Origin of the sequence: Ruegeria sp. HKCCA5839 (assembly GCF_013035585.1) — a bacterium.
Lineage (GTDB): Bacteria > Pseudomonadota > Alphaproteobacteria > Rhodobacterales > Rhodobacteraceae > Ruegeria.
This window is the reverse complement of record NZ_WQIE01000005.1, coordinates 207,117-224,315: the sequence shown is the minus strand read 5'-3', so window position 1 is coordinate 224,315 and position 17,199 is coordinate 207,117. Positions and strand designations below refer to the sequence as shown.

General features: G+C 56.9%; 12 protein-coding genes. 9 read left to right on the top strand and 3 right to left on the bottom strand.

The window, feature by feature from the left end; all coding sequences use genetic code 11:
* Positions 1-126: 126 nt before the first annotated feature.
* Positions 127-825, top strand: a complete 699-nt coding sequence (locus tag GOV38_RS15065) for an FkbM family methyltransferase (protein ID WP_217352095.1) — start codon at positions 127-129, stop codon at positions 823-825.
* A 63-nt stretch (positions 826-888) separates the two neighbouring features.
* Here GOV38_RS15065 and GOV38_RS15060 read toward each other — a convergent pair whose 3' ends face one another.
* Positions 889-1,092: a hypothetical protein gene (locus tag GOV38_RS15060; protein WP_171209460.1), complete on the bottom strand. Its 204-nt coding sequence runs from the start codon at positions 1,090-1,092 to the stop codon at positions 889-891.
* Between the two features lie 3 nt (positions 1,093-1,095).
* Here GOV38_RS15060 and GOV38_RS15055 point away from each other — a divergent pair, with 3 nt between their 5' ends.
* The 8 genes from GOV38_RS15055 to GOV38_RS15020 all read left to right on the top strand — a co-directional run bounded on the left by GOV38_RS15055 (position 1,096) and on the right by GOV38_RS15020 (position 11,215).
* Complete coding sequence (locus GOV38_RS15055; RefSeq protein WP_171209461.1) at positions 1,096-2,364, top strand: hypothetical protein; 1,269 nt, start codon at positions 1,096-1,098, stop codon at positions 2,362-2,364.
* 100 nt (positions 2,365-2,464) lie between these two features.
* The gene (locus GOV38_RS15050) at positions 2,465-3,343 is read left to right on the top strand and encodes a LysR family transcriptional regulator (RefSeq protein ID WP_171209462.1); all 879 of its coding nucleotides are present in this window, start codon (positions 2,465-2,467) and stop codon (positions 3,341-3,343) included.
* 87 nt (positions 3,344-3,430) lie between these two features.
* Positions 3,431-5,134, top strand: coding sequence for an NAD(P)H-dependent oxidoreductase subunit E (locus GOV38_RS15045; RefSeq protein ID WP_171209463.1), 1,704 nt, complete (start codon positions 3,431-3,433; stop codon positions 5,132-5,134).
* Entirely contained in the window at positions 5,134-5,610 is a 477-nt protein-coding gene (locus GOV38_RS15040) for a hypothetical protein (protein WP_171209464.1), read from the top strand. Before GOV38_RS15045 ends, GOV38_RS15040 begins: the two co-directional genes overlap by 1 nt.
* Positions 5,611-5,615: 5 nt before the next feature.
* On the top strand, positions 5,616-8,399 hold the full coding sequence (gene fdhF / locus GOV38_RS15035) for a formate dehydrogenase subunit alpha (protein ID WP_171209465.1): 2,784 nt from the start codon (positions 5,616-5,618) through the stop codon (positions 8,397-8,399).
* Between the two features lie 112 nt (positions 8,400-8,511).
* On the top strand, positions 8,512-9,309 hold the full coding sequence (locus tag GOV38_RS15030; protein ID WP_171209466.1) for a cyclase family protein: 798 nt from the start codon (positions 8,512-8,514) through the stop codon (positions 9,307-9,309).
* Positions 9,293-9,802 carry a thioesterase family protein gene (locus GOV38_RS15025; protein WP_171209467.1) on the top strand — a complete coding sequence of 170 codons (510 nt, stop codon included), beginning with the start codon at positions 9,293-9,295 and terminating at the stop codon, positions 9,800-9,802. The genes GOV38_RS15030 and GOV38_RS15025 overlap by 17 nt, the downstream gene beginning before the upstream one ends.
* A 408-nt stretch (positions 9,803-10,210) precedes the next feature.
* Positions 10,211-11,215 (top strand): porin, encoded by a 1,005-nt coding sequence (locus GOV38_RS15020; RefSeq protein ID WP_171209468.1) that lies wholly within the window; start codon positions 10,211-10,213, stop codon positions 11,213-11,215.
* 82 nt (positions 11,216-11,297) lie between these two features.
* Here the strand turns inward: GOV38_RS15020 and GOV38_RS15015 are convergent, their stop codons facing one another.
* Both GOV38_RS15015 and GOV38_RS15010 read right to left on the bottom strand, forming a co-directional pair.
* Complete coding sequence (locus tag GOV38_RS15015) at positions 11,298-15,389, bottom strand: translocation/assembly module TamB domain-containing protein (protein WP_254430588.1); 4,092 nt, start codon at positions 15,387-15,389, stop codon at positions 11,298-11,300.
* A complete protein-coding gene (locus tag GOV38_RS15010; protein ID WP_171209469.1) occupies positions 15,386-17,194 on the bottom strand; it encodes an autotransporter assembly complex family protein in 1,809 nt (602 codons plus the stop codon). Before GOV38_RS15010 ends, GOV38_RS15015 begins: the two co-directional genes overlap by 4 nt.
* Between the last annotated feature and the right edge of the window lie 5 nt (positions 17,195-17,199).

Here is a 17,199-nt window from a genome sequence, read left to right as displayed (position 1 = left end):
AGACATAGCTTAGCATCATATCGAGGGAACAACGTGGTTTCAGAAAACAGAACACCGCTGAGCACGGTTGAATGTAGCCTTGACAGCGCGAGGGCGGTCGAGAAAATCTTTGGCGTGGCTCGGGACATGGGCGATGAGCTGCCAGCATTCCAGGATTTTCTATGTTTTGCGTTGCCTTTGGTGGGACTTTCTAAGTCTCAACACATTCAGGATCTATGGGCCGCTTGGGTAAATCGCGGCGTCCAAAACCCCTATTTTGTCGAGTTCGGGGCGGCCAACGGTATTTCGCTCAGCAATACTTATATGCTTGAAAAAGAATTCGGCTGGTCTGGCGTGGTCGCCGAACCCAACCCAAGATTTGCTGCCGAGTTGGTCGAAAACCGAAATTGTGCGACATCCACGAAATGCGTTTACTCGGTGACAGGTGAAACGATTGAGTTTCTGGCGCCCAAACGTGCTTTGCTTGGCCGTATTGCTCATATCGAACCAGATGACCGACAAGAGAGGGAAGGGAAGCGCTTGGTCGCGCCCATTGAGGTCGAGACGATTTCCTTGAATGACTTGCTGCTTGAGTCAAATGCGCCTGAGACAATTCACTTTATGTCGGTCGATACCGAAGGGTCTGAGTTGCATATCCTCGAAGCCTTCGATTTCGAAAGATGGGATGTGCAAACACTGTGTGTCGAACACAGCCGTACAGAAATGCGTCAAGGACTGGCCAGTTTGCTGGAATCAAAAGGGTTTTTCCGCGTTTGGCCAAATCTTAGCAGGGTCGACGATTGGTATGTAAAGGCGGACTGTGATCAGGCGAGTTTGTTCCTGTAAAACCAGCTGGTCAATGTGCAACATAGCGTTCAGGGCGATTGGCGACGTCCAAAACCATTCTGTTCATCCGTTAAACCTTCTACTCGTCGCCGTTCTCTCAAAGCGCTCAGATTCAACCAATACAGAGGATTTCTCAGCACGCCCGTCGGCGCGAACAGCTTTCTTTGCGCTAAACGGGCCGGGCCCTTGGCCTTTGGGGGAAAAATCGGTTAGCTCTTCTCTCAGGTTGCGACCGTAAATCAATGCCTTCATTTCAGGATACAGCATTCCATGACCATCCCGACTGTTTTCGTCGTTACTCCGTCGTTTAATTCCGTTGACTACATTGATCGTGCGATCATGGCGGTCGTTTCCCAATCGGGGCGCTTCAGGATCAGATACCACATTCAGGACGGGTTGTCGGATGATGGAACCGTTGAAAGGATCCAATGGTGGAAGAATGCCATTGAAACGCAGTCTTTTCCAATAAGCTGCGAAGGTTTGGAACTGACCTATGAAAGCGCCGCAGATGCGGGGATGTATGACGCGCTTGCACGGGCATTTGATACCTTCGATCTTCCCGACGACGCGTTTGCAACCTGGATAAACTCCGACGATCTTGTCATGCCGGGGGCGTTTGCCGCGCTTGCCAATATCGTTTCTACCCATTCTGCAACCGATGTGGCCTGGGTGACCGGGCGCAGATCCAATGCGTCTGTCGCGGGTGTCCCGCGCGAGCCGCAATGGCCTGAAACTCTTCCAATCCGAGAAGCGATTGCCGCAGGAATTTGCGACAGTGTTCACCTTGGGTGTATTCAACAAGAAGGTACTGCTTTTCGCGGATGGCTATGGCACGCTGCGCGGGACGCGGGGTTGTTCGAAGACTGCAAGCTCGCGGGTGATTGGCTTTTGTGGACCAAGATGGCGCAGCATGCGGATCTGTATCAGTTGCAGTTCTCGCTTGGGCGGTTTCATGCGCGCGAAGGGCAGTTAAGCGCCAATATGGACGCATATGTTGCTGAAATCGAACGTTTCATCCCGACGGCAGCGCGCACTGAAGCGTTATGTGCTTTTCTAAGTCAGGAAGACGCCGTAAGCCTCCAGCTGTATTTCGACGAAGAGACATGTGCATTTGTCTCTCGGGAATGCAGCATCAACCGGTTTGCGTTTACCGATCACGCGATCGCACACAAACCGGAACTCGCTGATCACTTGGATGCAATCGTGCCGGAGTTTTCTGCGGTGCGCGGGCCGTTAAATTTGCCTTCCGATGTCCAAATCCTGGATCTGATGAAGCAGTTTGCGGGCTATACTAGGCTTTGGCCAATGTTGCCGCTAAGTCGTCAAATAGAGGTTCGGTTTCAAAGGCTGATCAAGCGTGAAAAGCGGCTGATGGAGCGGGACGAGCGCATGGTTCGTCTCTGCGGACGGCATGTTAGCAAGCTGGCAGACCTTTCCGATCTGGAACAACAACGGTGGAAAAGCGTTGCCAGGCGACATCCTTGGAAGGTCGGTCTCTGGCTGGCATTGCGCAGATACGAACGGTCTGTGACCAAATAACTCTGCGCGCCGGCAGGACGCACACCCGTTGCTTCTGCATTGTTTTGATGCGTAGGGTCAGACACCCAGGAGGTGTGATCAGCAATGGAAAGGTCACCAAATGATCGAAATCCGCGACCTCCAGCTCCTGAACGCCCTTGCGCGGCATCGGCATTTTGCCAAGGCCGCCGAGGAGTGCGGGATTTCGCAGCCTGCTTTCTCGATGCGTATCCGAAATCTTGAAGACCGGCTGGGCGTCTCGATCGTGCGCCGGGCCAATCGGTTTCAGGGTTTGACCGAAGAGGGCGAGATGATCGTGCAGCGGGCGCGGCGTATTTTGGATGAGGCGAAGGCGCTGGAGCAGCAGGTTCTCGCCTCAAAAGGCGAGATAACCGGGACGCTTATCTTGGGTGTGATCCCGACGGCCATCGCGTTTACCGGGCAGTTGATCAAACATCTGCGGCAGGCGCATCCTCGGATCGTCACTCGGATTGAGACGATGTCCTCAACCGCTATTCAGCACCGGCTGGATGAGGGTAGTCTGGATGCGGGGATCACCTATGGCGACAGTATAGGCACTGATCTGCGGCAGGTGCAGCCTTTGTACGAAGAAACCTATGTGGTGCTGGTGCCGTCTCATATGGCCGATGAAAGCGGGCCGATCCCCTGGGCGCGGGTGGCTGAGTTTCCGCTTAGCCTGCTGGAGCCACAGATGCAGAACCGGCGTATTCTGGATCGAATTTTTTCCGACCAGGGCCTGCACCCGGACATTGTCGCCGAAACCAGCGGCTTTACCGCATCCATGGTTATGGCACGCGAAGGGTTGGCGGCCACTGTGGTGCCCAGCGTTTTGGTACACGCATTGGGTGATCTGGAGGGCACAAAGGTCTTGCCTCTGATCGAACCGGAGGTCAGCAAACCGATCTGCATGGCGACCCTGGCCCGCCAGCCGGAGCTGCCTACAGTTGCCGCTTTGCGCGCGGTGGTGACGTCTTTATAGTGATAAGCTGTCGTTATCGTGTGATTTCAATAAGCGATTTGACGATATGATACTCTGATGAGACACGAGGCTCAATCGGAGGGCATCATGGCACCATTAGATACCAAGCCATCGGGCGCACCCAAGGGCGTCTGGAAGTCAGGTAAAGGCAAGGGGCGGCACACGCCCAAGGGCCGCCAGTTCACGGATGAGGCGCAGGCCGAGATTATGCGCCTGCTGGGCGACCGGCCGCGCCGCCGCGATCTGCTGATCGAATTTCTGCATTTGATCCAGGATGCCCACGGCCATATCAGCGCCGACCATATTGCCGCTCTGGCAGTTGAAATGCGAGTCGGGCAGGCCGAGATTTATGAGACCGCCACCTTCTATGCCCATTTTGATGTGGTGAAAGAAGATGAGGCACCTCCCCCCGCGCTGACCATTCGGGTCTGTGATTCCCTGTCTTGCGAAATGGCCGGGGCGCAGCAGCTGAAACAGGCGCTAGAGGATGGACTGGACCCGTCGCTGGTGCGTGTGCTGCGCGCGCCCTGCATGGGGCGCTGCGACACCGCTCCGGTACTTGAGATCGGGCACAATCATATCGACCACGCGACCCCTGAAAAAGTGCAGGCGGCCATCGCTGCGGGTGATACTCACGCGCATCTGCCGGATTATGAAACCTTCGCGGCCTATGCGCCCAATGGTGGATACGCCAAGCTGAAGAACCTGCGCGCCAGCGGCGATTGGGAGAAGGTGCAGGAAGACATCTTGTCCTCTGGGCTGCGTGGCTTGGGCGGCGCCGGTTTCCCGTCGGGCAAGAAATGGGGCTTTGTGCGGATGAACGAAGGCCCGCGCTATCTGGCCGTGAATGGGGATGAGGGCGAGCCGGGCACGTTCAAAGACCGTTACTATCTGGAGCGCACACCGCACCTGTTCCTTGAGGGCATGCTGATCGCTGCCTGGGCGGTCGAGGCCGAGACTTGCTTTGTCTATATGCGCGACGAATACCCTGCCGTGCTGGAAATCCTGCGCCGCGAGATTGCCGCGCTGGAACAGGCCGGGATTGTCGCGCCTGGGTATATCGACCTGCGACGCGGGGCCGGTGCCTATATCTGCGGTGAAGAATCCGCGATGATCGAATCCATCGAAGGCAAAAAGGGCCTGCCGCGTCACCGTCCACCCTTCGTAGCGCAAGTTGGGGTCTTCAACCGCCCCACATTGGTGCACAATGTCGAAACGCTCTATTGGGTGGCCAAGGTATGCCGTGAGGGGCCGGAATGCCTGAACAGCACGGAAAAGAATGGCCGTGTGGGTCTTCGCAGCTATTCTGTTTCCGGCCGCGTTGCGAAGCCCGGTGTCTACCTGTTACCCGCCGGATCGACCATTCTTGACGTGATCGAAGCCGCCGGGGGCATGATCGAAGGGCAAACTTTCAAGGCCTATCAGCCAGGTGGCCCGTCCTCGGGCCTGTTGCCTGCGTCGATGGACGATATCCCACTGGATTTCGACACGTTGCAACCGCATGGCACCTTCATCGGCTCAGCGGCGGTGGTGGTTCTGTCCGATCAGGACACCGCCCGCGATGCGGCGCTGAACATGCTGCGGTTCTTCGAGGATGAAAGCTGCGGCCAGTGTACGCCCTGCCGCGCAGGCTGCGAAAAGGCGGTCAAGCTGATGCAGGCTGACAAATGGGATCAAGACCTGCTGGAGGATCTGTGCCAGGTCATGGGCGATGCCTCGATCTGCGGTCTGGGGCAGGCGGCCCCGAACCCGATCCGCCTGGTCATGAAGCATTTCTCGGAGGAGATTTGATGCGCCTTCTTTCAGTCGTGTTGGTATTGGGATTAAGCCAGCCTGCTATCGCGTCGCCAGAAATTTGTAATGGCGCGTCACTGTCAAATGAAGGGGTGGTTTCTCCATTCTTCCACTTTGAGTGGGTTATGATGCCGGCTTTGGCCAAGCGCATCTGTAGCGGAAGCTATGACCAAGACTTCGCTGCAATTCGGCGATTCTATAGTGAGATGCACGGTTGCTCGGCTGACAGCGAAATCGGTACCATGATTGAAGCCGTGCTTACGCATGAGCCGATTGAAGACCTTTTCGCCAAGTTTGGGATTTCTGACCGAGAGAGTGTATCTCAGGACAGCTGGAATAACTTCTGCGATATCGCTGAGGAAATAAGGTTGGATGAGGTTCTAGCAGACCAAGCTGAAGCAAACGCGAATACAGAAGTATTGTTTGCTGAGTTTGTTGAAGCAATCGAAAATATGCAGACAGGTGAAAGGTAGTAGCCATGCTTGACGCAAGCCCAACCAAGACCGTCACCTTCAATCTGAACGGCGATGATGTCACCGTGCCCGAAGGCACCACGATCTGGGAAGCGGCCAATGGTCGTGGACTGGTCATCCCGCATCTGTGCCACAAACCGGCACCCGGCTACAAACCCGACGGAAATTGCCGCGCCTGTATGGTTGAGGTCGAGGGCGAGCGCACTTTGGTTGCCTCATGTATCCGGCCCGCTGTTGAGGGTATGGTGGTCAAGACCGACACCGACCGGGCCGAGAAATCGCGCGCGATGGTGATGGAGTTGCTGGTCGCCGATCAGCCGGATCAGCCTCACGACGCCTCCAGCCATTTCTGGGATATGGCCAAGCTGAACGGTGTCTCGGACAGCCGTTTCCCGGCGAAAGAGCCCGAGAAAATCCCGCTGCTGGATGACAGCCATGTGGCGATGCGGGTCAATCTGGATGCCTGTATCAACTGCAACCTCTGCGTCCGTGCCTGCCGCGACGTGCAGGTCAATGACGTGATCGGTATGGCCGGGCGCGGCCATATGGCTCAGGTGGTGTTTGACCAAAACGACCCGATGGGCGATTCCACCTGCGTGGCTTGTGGCGAATGCGTGCAAGCCTGCCCGACCGGCGCGCTGATGCCCGCCACCGTTTTGGACGATCAGCAACGGGGCGATAGCAAGGACTATGACAGCGAAACCGAAAGCGTCTGTCCGTTCTGCGGTGTGGGCTGCAAGGTGTCGCTGAAGGTCAAGGACGGTAAGGTCAAATATGTCGAAGGCATCAACGGCCCTGCCAATGAAGGCCGCCTGTGCGTCAAGGGCCGGTTCGGCTTTGACTATATCCACCACCCGCATCGCCTGACCAAACCGCTGATCCGGCGTGAGGATGCACCGCCCAAGGGTCTGAATGTCGATCCCGCCAACCTCAGCACTCATTTCCGCGAGGCGACTTGGGACGAAGCGATGGATCTGGCCGCTTCAAAGCTGATGGCGCTGCGCGATCATGATCCGCGCAGCGTCGCGGGCTTTGGCTCGGCCAAATGCACCAATGAAGAAGCCTATCTGTTCCAAAAGCTCATCCGGCAGGGGTTCAAGCACAACAACGTCGATCACTGCACCCGTCTGTGTCATGCTTCGTCGGTTGCGGCTCTGATCGAAAATGTGGGCTCGGGCGCGGTGACCGCGACCTTCAACGAGATCGAAAATGCGGATGTGGCTATCATCATCGGGGCCAACCCGATTGAAAACCACCCCGTTGCGGCGACCTATTTCAAGCAATTCACCAAGCGCGGCGGCAAGCTGATCGTGATGGATCCGCGTGGTGTCGGGATGCGCAAGTTTGCGACCGAGATGCTGCAATTCCGTCCCGGTGCCGACGTCTCAATGCTGAACGCGATCATGAATGTGATCGTCGAAGAAGAGCTTTATGACAGCCAGTATATCCACCGCTGGACCGAGAATTGGGAGGCCGAGAAAGAGCACCTGCGTGCCTTCACGCCCGAGGCGATGGCCCCGATTTGCGGGATCGAACCGGAACAACTGCGCCGCGTCGCGCGCACCTTTGCGCAGGCCAAGGCCGGTCTGATCTTTTGGGGTATGGGCGTAAGTCAGCACATTCACGGCACGGACAATTCGCGCTGCCTGATCAGTCTTGCGCTGATGACCGGCAATGTCGGAAAGCCGGGCGCCGGTCTGCACCCGCTGCGGGGACAGAACAATGTTCAAGGGGCCTCAGACGCGGGTCTGATCCCGATGTTTTTGCCTGACTATAAGACGGTCACCGATGATAACATCCGCGCGCAGTTCAACGCGGTATGGGGCTCGGAGGACTTTTCGAACGAGAAGGGCCTGACCGTTACCGAGATTATCGATCAGATTTATGCCAAAAATATCAAAGGCATGTATATTCTGGGCGAAAACCCGGCGATGTCGGACCCTGATGTGAACCACGCCCGCGCGGCGCTGGAAAAGCTGGAGTTGATGATCGTGCAGGATATCTTCCTGACCGAAACTGCGAACTATGCCGACATCATCCTGCCTGCCTCGGCGCTTTACGAAAAAAACGGCACCGTCTCGAACACCAACCGTCAGGTACAGCGGGTGCGGCCCGCCGTGGCCCCACCGGGCGAGGCGCGAGAGGATTGGGCGATCACCGTTGAACTGGCGCAGCGCATTGGGCTGAATTGGGACTATACCAATGTGTCTGAAGTCTTTGCCGAAATGAAGCTGACAATGGAGTCTCTGGACAACATCACCTGGGAACGGCTCGAGACCGAGTCGATCACTTATCCTTCGCTCAGCGAAACGGATCCTGGCCAGTCGATTGTGTTTGGTGACGGTTTCCCGCGCGCTGAAGGCAAGGCAAAGTTCACCCCGGCCAGCATCATCCCACCGGATGAGGCCCCGGACGAGGACTATCCGATGATTGCCACCACGGGTCGTCAACTCGAACACTGGCACACAGGGTCGATGACCCGCCGTGCCAAGGTTCTGGATGCGGTCGAACCCGAGGCAAACTGTTCCATGAACCCGCGCACACTCAAGCTGATGGGGATCGAACCGGGTGAAACCATACGCCTGACCACCCGTCGCGGCAGCATTGACATCATGGTGCGCGCCGACAGGGCGATTGCAGAGGACATGGTGTTCATTCCTTTTGCCTATGTCGAGGCGGCGGCAAATATCCTCACCAACTCGGCTATCGACCCTTATGGCAAAATCCCCGAGTTCAAATTCTCGGCGATCCGGGTGGAAAAGATCGAAAACGCCGTCGCCGCAGAGTGACCGGACCACCGTTGCATCAAGAGGCGGGCCCGAAGCGGCCCGTCTTTTTCCTGCCTTGACAGATGGTTACTTGCGGCCAACCCTGTTCGCGTTTGGAAAAAGGGGAGAGCATATGGCCCGCCGGTTCGTCGATTTGTCCGTGCCATTGGAAACCGGGATCGTATCCGACCCACCCATCATGCTGCCCGAAATCGAGTATCTGACCCACGACCAGACCGCCGAACAGGTCATGGGGTTCTTTCCCGGTCTGCAAAAACATGATCTTCCGGGCGGCGAGGGTTGGGCCATCGAACGGCTGCAGATTGCGACCCATAACGGCACGCATCTGGACGCGCCGTATCATCATCACTCGACCATGAACAAAGGCGAGCGCGCGATCACGATCGACGAGGTTCCTTTGGAATGGTGCATGAATCCCGGCGTAAAATTGGATTTCCGCCATTTTGACGACGGATATGTTGCGACTGCGGCGGATGTTGCGGCGGAACTCAAGCGCATTGGGCATGAATTGCGACCGCTGGATATTGTGGTGGTGAACACCTCGGCTGGAACCCGCTATGGGCAGCCTGACTACCTGATGAAAGGCTGCGGCATCGGGCGCGAGGCGACGCTTTATCTGACCGAACGCGGCGTGCGCGTGACGGGCACCGACGCTTGGAGCTGGGACGCTCCTTTCCCGCTGACCGCGCAGGAATATGCGGAGACACAAGACCCGTCGATTATCTGGGAAGGCCATCGCGCATCGATGGAGATCGGCTATTGTCACATCGAAAAGCTGACCAACCTTGAAGACCTGCCACCTACAGGGTTCGAAATTTCCTGCTTTCCGTTCAAGATCAAAGGGGCCTCTGCCGGGTTCGTCCGCGCGGTGGCGATATTTGAGGAGGATACAGATGACCGACCCTCTTAGCGGCCATGACGGGCCCTATGATGCACCGATAGAATTGAGCGGTTTTTCAGTCCTCCCGGACTGGATCGACTATAACAATCATATGAATGTCGGGTTCTACGGGGTGGCGTTTGACATCGGTCTGGAACGGCTGATGGTCGAACATCTCGGTTTGGGTGAGCCGCAGGTGAAGGCGCTGGGACAGGGGCCCTATATCCTTCAGTCCCATATCAATTTTCTGCGTGAGATCCGACGGGATGAACGATTTTACTTTCGGTTTCGTATGCTCGACGCCGATCACAAACGCGGACACTATTTTGCGCAGATGATAGCGGAGACCGGGGATCAGCTCTGTGCCACACAAGAGGCGTTGTTCATGAATGTCAGTCATGCAACAGGCAGATCAGTGGCCTATCCAGTATGGGCAGCAAATCGCCTGATCAGGATGGTGCAGGACCATAGAAATTTGGAAACAGAGCCTCAGATCGGTCAGTCAATCGGGATAAGACGTTAGGCGGTCTCAAAAAGCCAACCGATTGGATTGTGATAGGAACAAAAAAGCCGTTTTCAATAATTGGACCGGTACACAAAAATATGATCTGTCCGGCTGTGTCTTTTCGGACGTTTCTCTTCGTTTCGGCAAACGCGTTCGCTGCGATGGATTGTCGTGGCGGATTTCGAAAAGCAACCTCAGATTTTTCTGCAGATGCGAAATTCCTCAGTATTTAAGCCCGTTTTCAGGTTTCCCGAGTGGATGAAGTGAAAGCTCAAGCCCCACAAGCGTTGGGGTTGGTAGCGGCTTTGAACCTTGGGCCGTTGAAAATAAGGGTTTCGGGTGTGTTGCGACTCAACTGCTTTCGTCGGAAGAGGCGACGAGCCAAATTTGATAGCTCACTCTCTCACGAATTGATGGAAAAGAACCATGAAAAACGTTCTCTACGCAACAACGGCACTGATTGCCACTGCAGGTGTTGCAAGCGCAGAAATTAACTTCAGCGGCTTTGCGCGGTTTGGTCTGGGGTATGAGGAAGACCGTACCGGTGATGTTCAAAATTTCACCGCGGGAGGTGCATCCGCTGGTACGACCACCGTGGACACGGATGAAACCATCCTTGTATCGCGGTTCCGTCTGAACATTGACGTAAACGCCGAGACAGATGGTGGTGTTGAGTTTTCGGGTCGTGTCAGGCTTCAGGCTGACGAAGATTCGGGAACTGGTGAAGCGAATGAGGCCGGTTTGAACGGCGCGCGGTTCTCGGTGATTTACGGTGGTTTGCGCGTAGATGCTGGCAACGTGGCAGGTGCGTTTGACAACCTGCCGAACTATTTCGGTGTCGAGCCGGGTCTGGAAGAGTTCATCGGACAGTATTCCGGCGTAGACTACAGTTTCCTCGAGTACTCATCGACTGGTTCCGGTTCGAACGCGGTGTTCTTCCAGTATGCCGTCGGTGACTTCGCCTTTGGTGCCTCTTACGACCAGCAGACTGTTGCGTTGGGCGGAGTGGCTCAAGACGCAGATCGCTGGGATGTCAGCGTTTCCTATACGTTCGACAACATTACGGCAGCGTTGGCCTATGGTGAAACCGATCTGGTTTTCGGCACTGAAAGCCTGACAGTCTTTACTCTGGGTGCTGAGTTCGGCGACTTCTTCGGGACATTGTTCTTGGCGGATGACGACGTGCTGAATGCGGATCGTGACGGAACAGCCTATGGTGTATCTGCATCCTACAAGGTCGGTTCCGCAACGACTCTGACCTTTGCCTATGGCGACGGTACCGGTGCAGATGATCTGGAACAATATGGCATCGGTGTCGTCTATGACTTGGGTGGTGGTACATCCCTTCGCGGGGGTATCGGTCAGTCGGAACGCGGTCTGGCATCGGATAGCACGTTGCAAGCCGACTTCGGTGTTCTCTTCAACTTCTAATCAGACGAAATTGCGCGTCTCGAAGGGTGGGTCTTTGGACCCGCCCTTTTCTTTTATCGGTACAGATCTGTGTCGTTTGGGATCAATAGTCCCGTTCAAAAAAGATACCCAGGCCGGTGTCACCGGTCCCGTCGACTGTTCCACGGACGGTTACGTTGTCGGTCACGTCAAGGTTCAGGTTCACCTCGGTGTCGCCTTCGGTGTTAACCGTGAAGTCAGTATAAAGATTGTCGCTCAGATAAGCTCCAGCACCTAGCCTGCCACCACCGCCTGACGTAGTGCCAAGATCGATGGTATCCACGCCCGTCGCATCTCGCACGCCCTTGGTGGCATCACCGCCCGCGCCACTCAACTGCGCCAGCGACGCAGCCATCTGAGCGATGACGAAGGGTGAAAGCTCGGACACGCGGTTGCCAAAAAGAAGCATCGCGAGAGCTTCTTCGGACGGGCGCTCGGGATCAGAGAAAACATCAACTTCCGGCGAATCCAATGGCCCAGCAATTTCGATTGTCGCGGTGCCGTCGGACGTGCTGGTTGAGGATTCGAACTCGATGTAAGGCGTCAGGTCGCCCTGCAGCGTCACGACACCTTTGGTCAGCGCCAGGCGGCGGCCCAGAATGTCGATATTGCCCCGGATCAATTCGATCTGACCCGAAGGCACAACAGCCGCCGAACTGCCCCCGATATTGATGCGCCCGCCAAGCTCTGCGTTCACACCGCGCCCGCGAACAAAGACGGCCTTGGGCGCAAGCAGGTTGATATCAAGAGCAATTCGGGAATCGCTTTTGCTGCTTTCTGCCTTTTCCACCAACTGAGCGCGTTCGCGGGTGACATAGCTCGCGTAGTTTTCGCCGGTATGTTCAATAGTGGGAATAGGGGCCGCCCCGACAGCGCCCGATGCAGCCGCGAGGTTGATATTCGTTTCACCAAAATTGATCTGACCGGCCAGCGAACTGTTGCCTGCCAGAGCGCCGTTAAAGACAATCTGACCATCCAGCGTCGTTTCGTATAGCAGCCTGTCTGTCAGCACCAAGCTGTTCAAAGAAGTGGTGACCTGTGCGTTGAAGGGCGGGGTCAGACCGACCGGGCCGTTGATGGTAAACCCGCCACCTGCGCGCAGCCCGCCTTGCAATGCAATATTGGCTTGGCTTTGTGCAATATTGATAGATCCGCCGATGCCGGTGATGGTTTGTCCTGCGCCGGGGATTGCCATGGTTGACCCCGACGTTGAAATCGTCCCGCTCAGCGCCGCCAGTGAAGGAGCGCCATTCAAGGCAAGGTCGAACCGCGCTGTTCCCTCTAAAGTGTTGGGTGAAATGAAAGCGTTTGCCACAGCAATGTTCAGGCCGCCTCGCATCTTCAGATCAGCCGTTCCCGCGCTTTCGTCAAAAGTTCCGGCCACTGTCGAGTTGATCTGCGCCGGCCCTTCAGCCTTGGCGTCAATAGTCCAGACGCCGGCATCGCGCCGGGCCGCGCCATTGGCCGAAATTGTTCCCGGGAATTCGGGAACAAACCGTTCAAGCTGGTTCAGACGCGCCTCGAAATCCAGATCGGCGTCACCATTCGTTTCCACGCTCCCGGTCAGATTGGCATAAGAGCTGTTGGAGCCTTGCAGGCTGGCATTGCCTTCAAACCCGGTGGATGTCGGCGCAACATTCCCGCTCAGTTGCAGGGGGCCAGACAGGCTGGCCGACAAGCGCGCCAGATCGTCCAATCGCGCGGAAAAATCCAGCCCCCCGGCAGCCCGGTCCAATTGGCCAGACGCGTCAGCGCTCAGCGCAGTGCCGGTCAGGCGAAAATTGCGGACACTAAGGCCGTCGTCCGAGTTTTCGGCATCCACAACCAAGGTCGTGCGGCCCTGAACGAGGTTATCCAGCACGTCGATCCCGGTGGTGATGTCATCTGCGGTCAGATTGCCCTGCACATCAAACAATTTGGTGGCGGCATCGCCCTTGCCCTGCACCTGCGCCTGCAGCGAACCCGAAAGATCACGCTGCGCCAAGCCCGAAAACACAGACAGGTCAGGTGCAGTCACCCGGGCCTGACCATCAACGTTGGGTTCCGCGCTGAGGTTCTCGATGGTTGCGGCAATTTCGGCCGTCGCAGCAGCCCCGTTCACGGATGCAGAACGGATCGTGATCTGATCACCGCTGCGCGCACCGTCAAAGTCAATCTTCACCGTGCCGGTCAGAAGTGGGTCGAACTGTTCCAGTCCGGTCTGGACGTTGTCGCCTACGATGTTCGCGGTGCCGTCGAACTCAAGCGTTTGAATCGTGCCTTTACCGTTTACCTTGGCTTGCAACGCGCCAGTCAGGTCCTGCTGTGCAAGACCGGCAAAGATCGAAAGATCGCGTGCATCGACATTGGCCTGCCCGTCGATGGTCAGATTGCCATCAGGTGTCGTCACAACTCCATCGGCTTGCGCTGTCAAAGCTTGCGAGGTGATCGTAAAGTCCCGAATGGTGATACCGTCGGTATCGCGCTTTGCGTCGACCGAGATCTGTGTCTCACCTTCGATCACAGGGTCGATATCGTCGCGGCCAGTTGACAGGTTACGTCCGTCCACCTGAATCTTAGCATCAAAGCTGCCCTCCAGCGGAGAACCGGCCCCGGAGACAGAAAGGGATGCAGCACCACCCAGATCGAGTTGGGCGATGTCGGAAAAGCGCGACAGGTCATCGGCGCGAACCGAAGCTGAGCCATCTATCTGCAAACCGGTGGACAGGCCAGTGACAACCGCATCCGCTTCCAGTTGGTAGTCGCTGCCGATCAGCTCGAAACCAGACAGGGTCAGCGTTTGATCGTCGCCATAGTCAAACAGACCATCAAGGGTTACCCGGTTTCCGATGGCCGCTGTCAGTGCTGGATCAGACATGTTTATGCCGTCCAGCGCCGCTTGAAGGTCGCCGTCGATGGCAAAGCCGTTGCTTTGATCCAAGGTCCCCTGACCTGCGATTTGCGCGCGGTCCAGATTGATTTGATCCGCATCGACATCATTGGCGGTCAAGCTCAGGTCCCACAGGTTTCCGTTCTGAGCATCAAACAGCGCCGACAGCTGTGCCGCCCCGATGGAGGTCTTTCCACCACTGACCGGCAAGACGACACGGTCGCCTTCGGGCGGCGTAATCCGGCCTTGAACCGCAATCAGTTGCAAGGCACCGCCTGCTGCCAGTTTCAATTGGCTTTCCAGCTTTAGCGCCTGCGCCGTGATTTCGATGTCCGAGATATCGAGCCCACCACCCGCCTGTGTCTGCCCGTCTATGAAAACCTTGGTCTCGGTGCCGAAAAAGGTATCCATCTCTTCGGCCAGGAACGGTGTCAGATCGCCACCGATGTCTGCGGTAAAGGCAATCCCGTCCGCAATCGTCCCATCTGGCACAGCAGAGCGCAGCTGAACCCGACCGCTCAATCGTTGGAATTCATCGCTGCTAACGCCGATATCAGCTGTGAAATCAGTCACCGGACCAGCCCCTTTGGCGGTGACGCTCAGCGGCGGGCTGTCAGGGATCCCCAGCGCGGTCGATATCAGGCCCCCGGATGCCTCGGATACGGTCAGATCAAGATCGATTTCGCGAGTGGCGTTGCTGAACCCAGCTTTCAGTTCGATTGTATCCCCGGCACGGTCCACGCGATCGATATCCAGTGCAGTGTCCAAAGTGCCATCTGCCAGAGACAAATTGCCCTCGATCTTCAACTCAGCCGCAACACCGATCAAGGGCTCGCCCAAAGACAGGTCGTCGATGCGCAACTCGCCGATTTGAATTGCGACCGGCAGCTCAGGCAATTGAAACGGCGTAACCTCGGCCGAAGGTGTTTCCGTCTCGGTCTTGGTCGTGGTGCCAGGTGCGCGGGCGATATCGATTTCTTGTGCGGTCAAGGCATTTACAGAGAAGCGCCCACGGATCAGTGCCAAGCGGTTCCAATCCAACTCGGCGCCTTTGATCGTCAGCCAAACACCTTCGTCGTCCGCAACGGTGATTTCCTGGATCGTGGCGCGTGAGCTGAGCGCACCTTCGAGCCCGATCACGCGTACGTTCTGATCATCGCCGGATAAAGTGTCCTGCAGGAACCGCTCGATCATGCTGCCACCGCCGTCATCCTGCGCAGCCAGCGGAGCGGGCGCGCAGATCGCCAAAGCAGCGATCAGCAGAGGATATGCGGTCTCACGTCTCAAAAGGCCTGCCCGATCCCAAGATAAAACTGCAATCCGTCGCCCGTCGTGCCCTGAACCGGCAGCGCAAGGTCAAAGCGCAACGGGCCAAAGCCACCTAAATCATAGCGCACACCCAAACCGGCACCAGAATGTTGTTCCGCACCGCTGCCCACGAAAGACGAGGTGTCAACAACGCCAAAGTCGTAGAACCCGACCAAAGACAGCGCATCCGTGACCTTGCCCCGCACTTCCGCGGACAGGCCAACAAAGGACTTGCCTCCGACAACACCGGTTCCAATTGGGATGCCCAGGCTTTCAAATGGTTGCCCGCGCACCGTTCCGGCCCCCCCCGAGAAGAACAGAAAATCGGGTGTCACGCCGTCAAGCGATGGTCCAAGCACCGAACCGATCTGAACCCGCCCCGCCAGTACAAGGCGGCCATTTGTGCCCAGATCGTTGTAGGCACGCCCATCAAAGAACAAGCGAATACCGCTGTCCGTTTCTGACAAACCGGCAAAAGGCATGACTTGCGAATCCAGATAGTAACCCCGCGTTGCACTCACTTTGCTGTCACGCTGGTCCCATTCGGATCGCACCGGCAGAACCAGATAGCGGAACTTTCGGCCGCTTCCAAACGCATCATCTGCGTCCGAATATTGGAAACCGAAAGACGCTTCGGCATAGAGCCTGTCTGAAAACGTGCGCCGTGCACCATAGGTCACCGAAGCCAGTGTGACATTGTAGTTCTCAGTGTTTCTTCGCTCCAGCAACGCACTCCAGAACGTGTTGTCATCGGGGCCCAGACGATCCGGTTGATCCAGTCGCAGGCCTATCCTGCCGTCCAGGTTTTCCGCTCCGCCGATATTGCGCAGGGTGGCCTCAAACCGAAGGCGCTCGGCCCTGCGAAAGACATTCCGATGGGTCCATGTTGCGCTCAGGTCCAAGCCATCGCGCGACGCGATTTCCGCTCCAAAGGTCAGGCGGCGTGGAGGAAGGTCTTCGAACGTAGCGGTAAAGTCCAGCGTGCCGTCGGGGTTTGGTGTTTCCGCCTCTGTCAAGGAAACGACCGAGAATGTACCCGTGCGCCGCAGTCGGGTCCCGACCTTTTGAACTTGCTCGGGCGAATAAACCTCGCCTGTGGGGAAACCTGCAATCTTTTCGATCGACCGGTGGCGCACCCGGCTGTCGCCTTCGATGATCATCTTGCCGAAGGTCAGGCGCGGCCCAGGGGACAGTTCTATATCTGCATCCAGCCGGGCCTGAGCGTGCCGGGCAATGATACGCAGGCCCTCAACCTCTGCCTTGGCATGACCGGCATTGCGCCAGCCCTGAACACCTGCAGATGCGGCCTGCTGAATGGCACCCGTGGTCGCGCGTTTGCCAGTCGCGAACTCTTCGGGAACAACTGTATCTGGTGCAACAGGCGCGAGAATGGCCTCGCCAAAGGTGAATGTAGGCCCGGGTGTGACAAGAATCGTCGCGGTCTTGTATTGCGCAGGAGCTTCCAGCGTATTGATTTTTGCGGCTTCCTGACCATCCAGCTTGATGCTGACAACAGGGCTGAAATAGCCCTCGTCATACATGATCTGAACGATCGTGCGGTAATCCGATAATGCGGCAGACAGCACCTCTATTGAGGTATCGAGGCCACGAGAGTCGGCGGTGAAAACAGAAGAGGTCTCTTCCAACCGGTTGACCAACTCTTTTGGCGCGCCGGGGGCCGAAAGCGAGACGTCCAATGCTGCTGCAAAGCCGGGCACAAAAGTGGCAACAGTGAAAACCAAACACCGCCCCAAAGCGCCAATAGGCTTGCCCCTGAATCTCATGCGTT

Excerpts from the sequence above, each read along its gene's own strand:
- GOV38_RS15040 (WP_171209464.1), top strand. The coding sequence starts at position 5,134 with ATGCGCCTTCTTTCAGTCGTGTTGGTATTGGGATTAAGCCAGCCTGCT.
- GOV38_RS15020 (WP_171209468.1), top strand. The coding sequence starts at position 10,211 with ATGAAAAACGTTCTCTACGCAACAACGGCACTGATTGCCACTGCAGGT.
- GOV38_RS15045 (WP_171209463.1), top strand. The coding sequence starts at position 3,431 with ATGGCACCATTAGATACCAAGCCATCGGGCGCACCCAAGGGCGTCTGG.
- GOV38_RS15050 (WP_171209462.1), top strand. The coding sequence starts at position 2,465 with ATGATCGAAATCCGCGACCTCCAGCTCCTGAACGCCCTTGCGCGGCAT.
- fdhF (WP_171209465.1), top strand. The coding sequence starts at position 5,616 with ATGCTTGACGCAAGCCCAACCAAGACCGTCACCTTCAATCTGAACGGC.
- GOV38_RS15010 (WP_171209469.1), bottom strand. The coding sequence starts at position 17,194 with ATGAGATTCAGGGGCAAGCCTATTGGCGCTTTGGGGCGGTGTTTGGTT.
- GOV38_RS15030 (WP_171209466.1), top strand. The coding sequence starts at position 8,512 with ATGGCCCGCCGGTTCGTCGATTTGTCCGTGCCATTGGAAACCGGGATC.
- GOV38_RS15055 (WP_171209461.1), top strand. The coding sequence starts at position 1,096 with ATGACCATCCCGACTGTTTTCGTCGTTACTCCGTCGTTTAATTCCGTT.
- GOV38_RS15065 (WP_217352095.1), top strand. The coding sequence starts at position 127 with ATGGGCGATGAGCTGCCAGCATTCCAGGATTTTCTATGTTTTGCGTTG.
- GOV38_RS15025 (WP_171209467.1), top strand. The coding sequence starts at position 9,293 with ATGACCGACCCTCTTAGCGGCCATGACGGGCCCTATGATGCACCGATA.
- GOV38_RS15060 (WP_171209460.1), bottom strand. The coding sequence starts at position 1,092 with ATGCTGTATCCTGAAATGAAGGCATTGATTTACGGTCGCAACCTGAGA.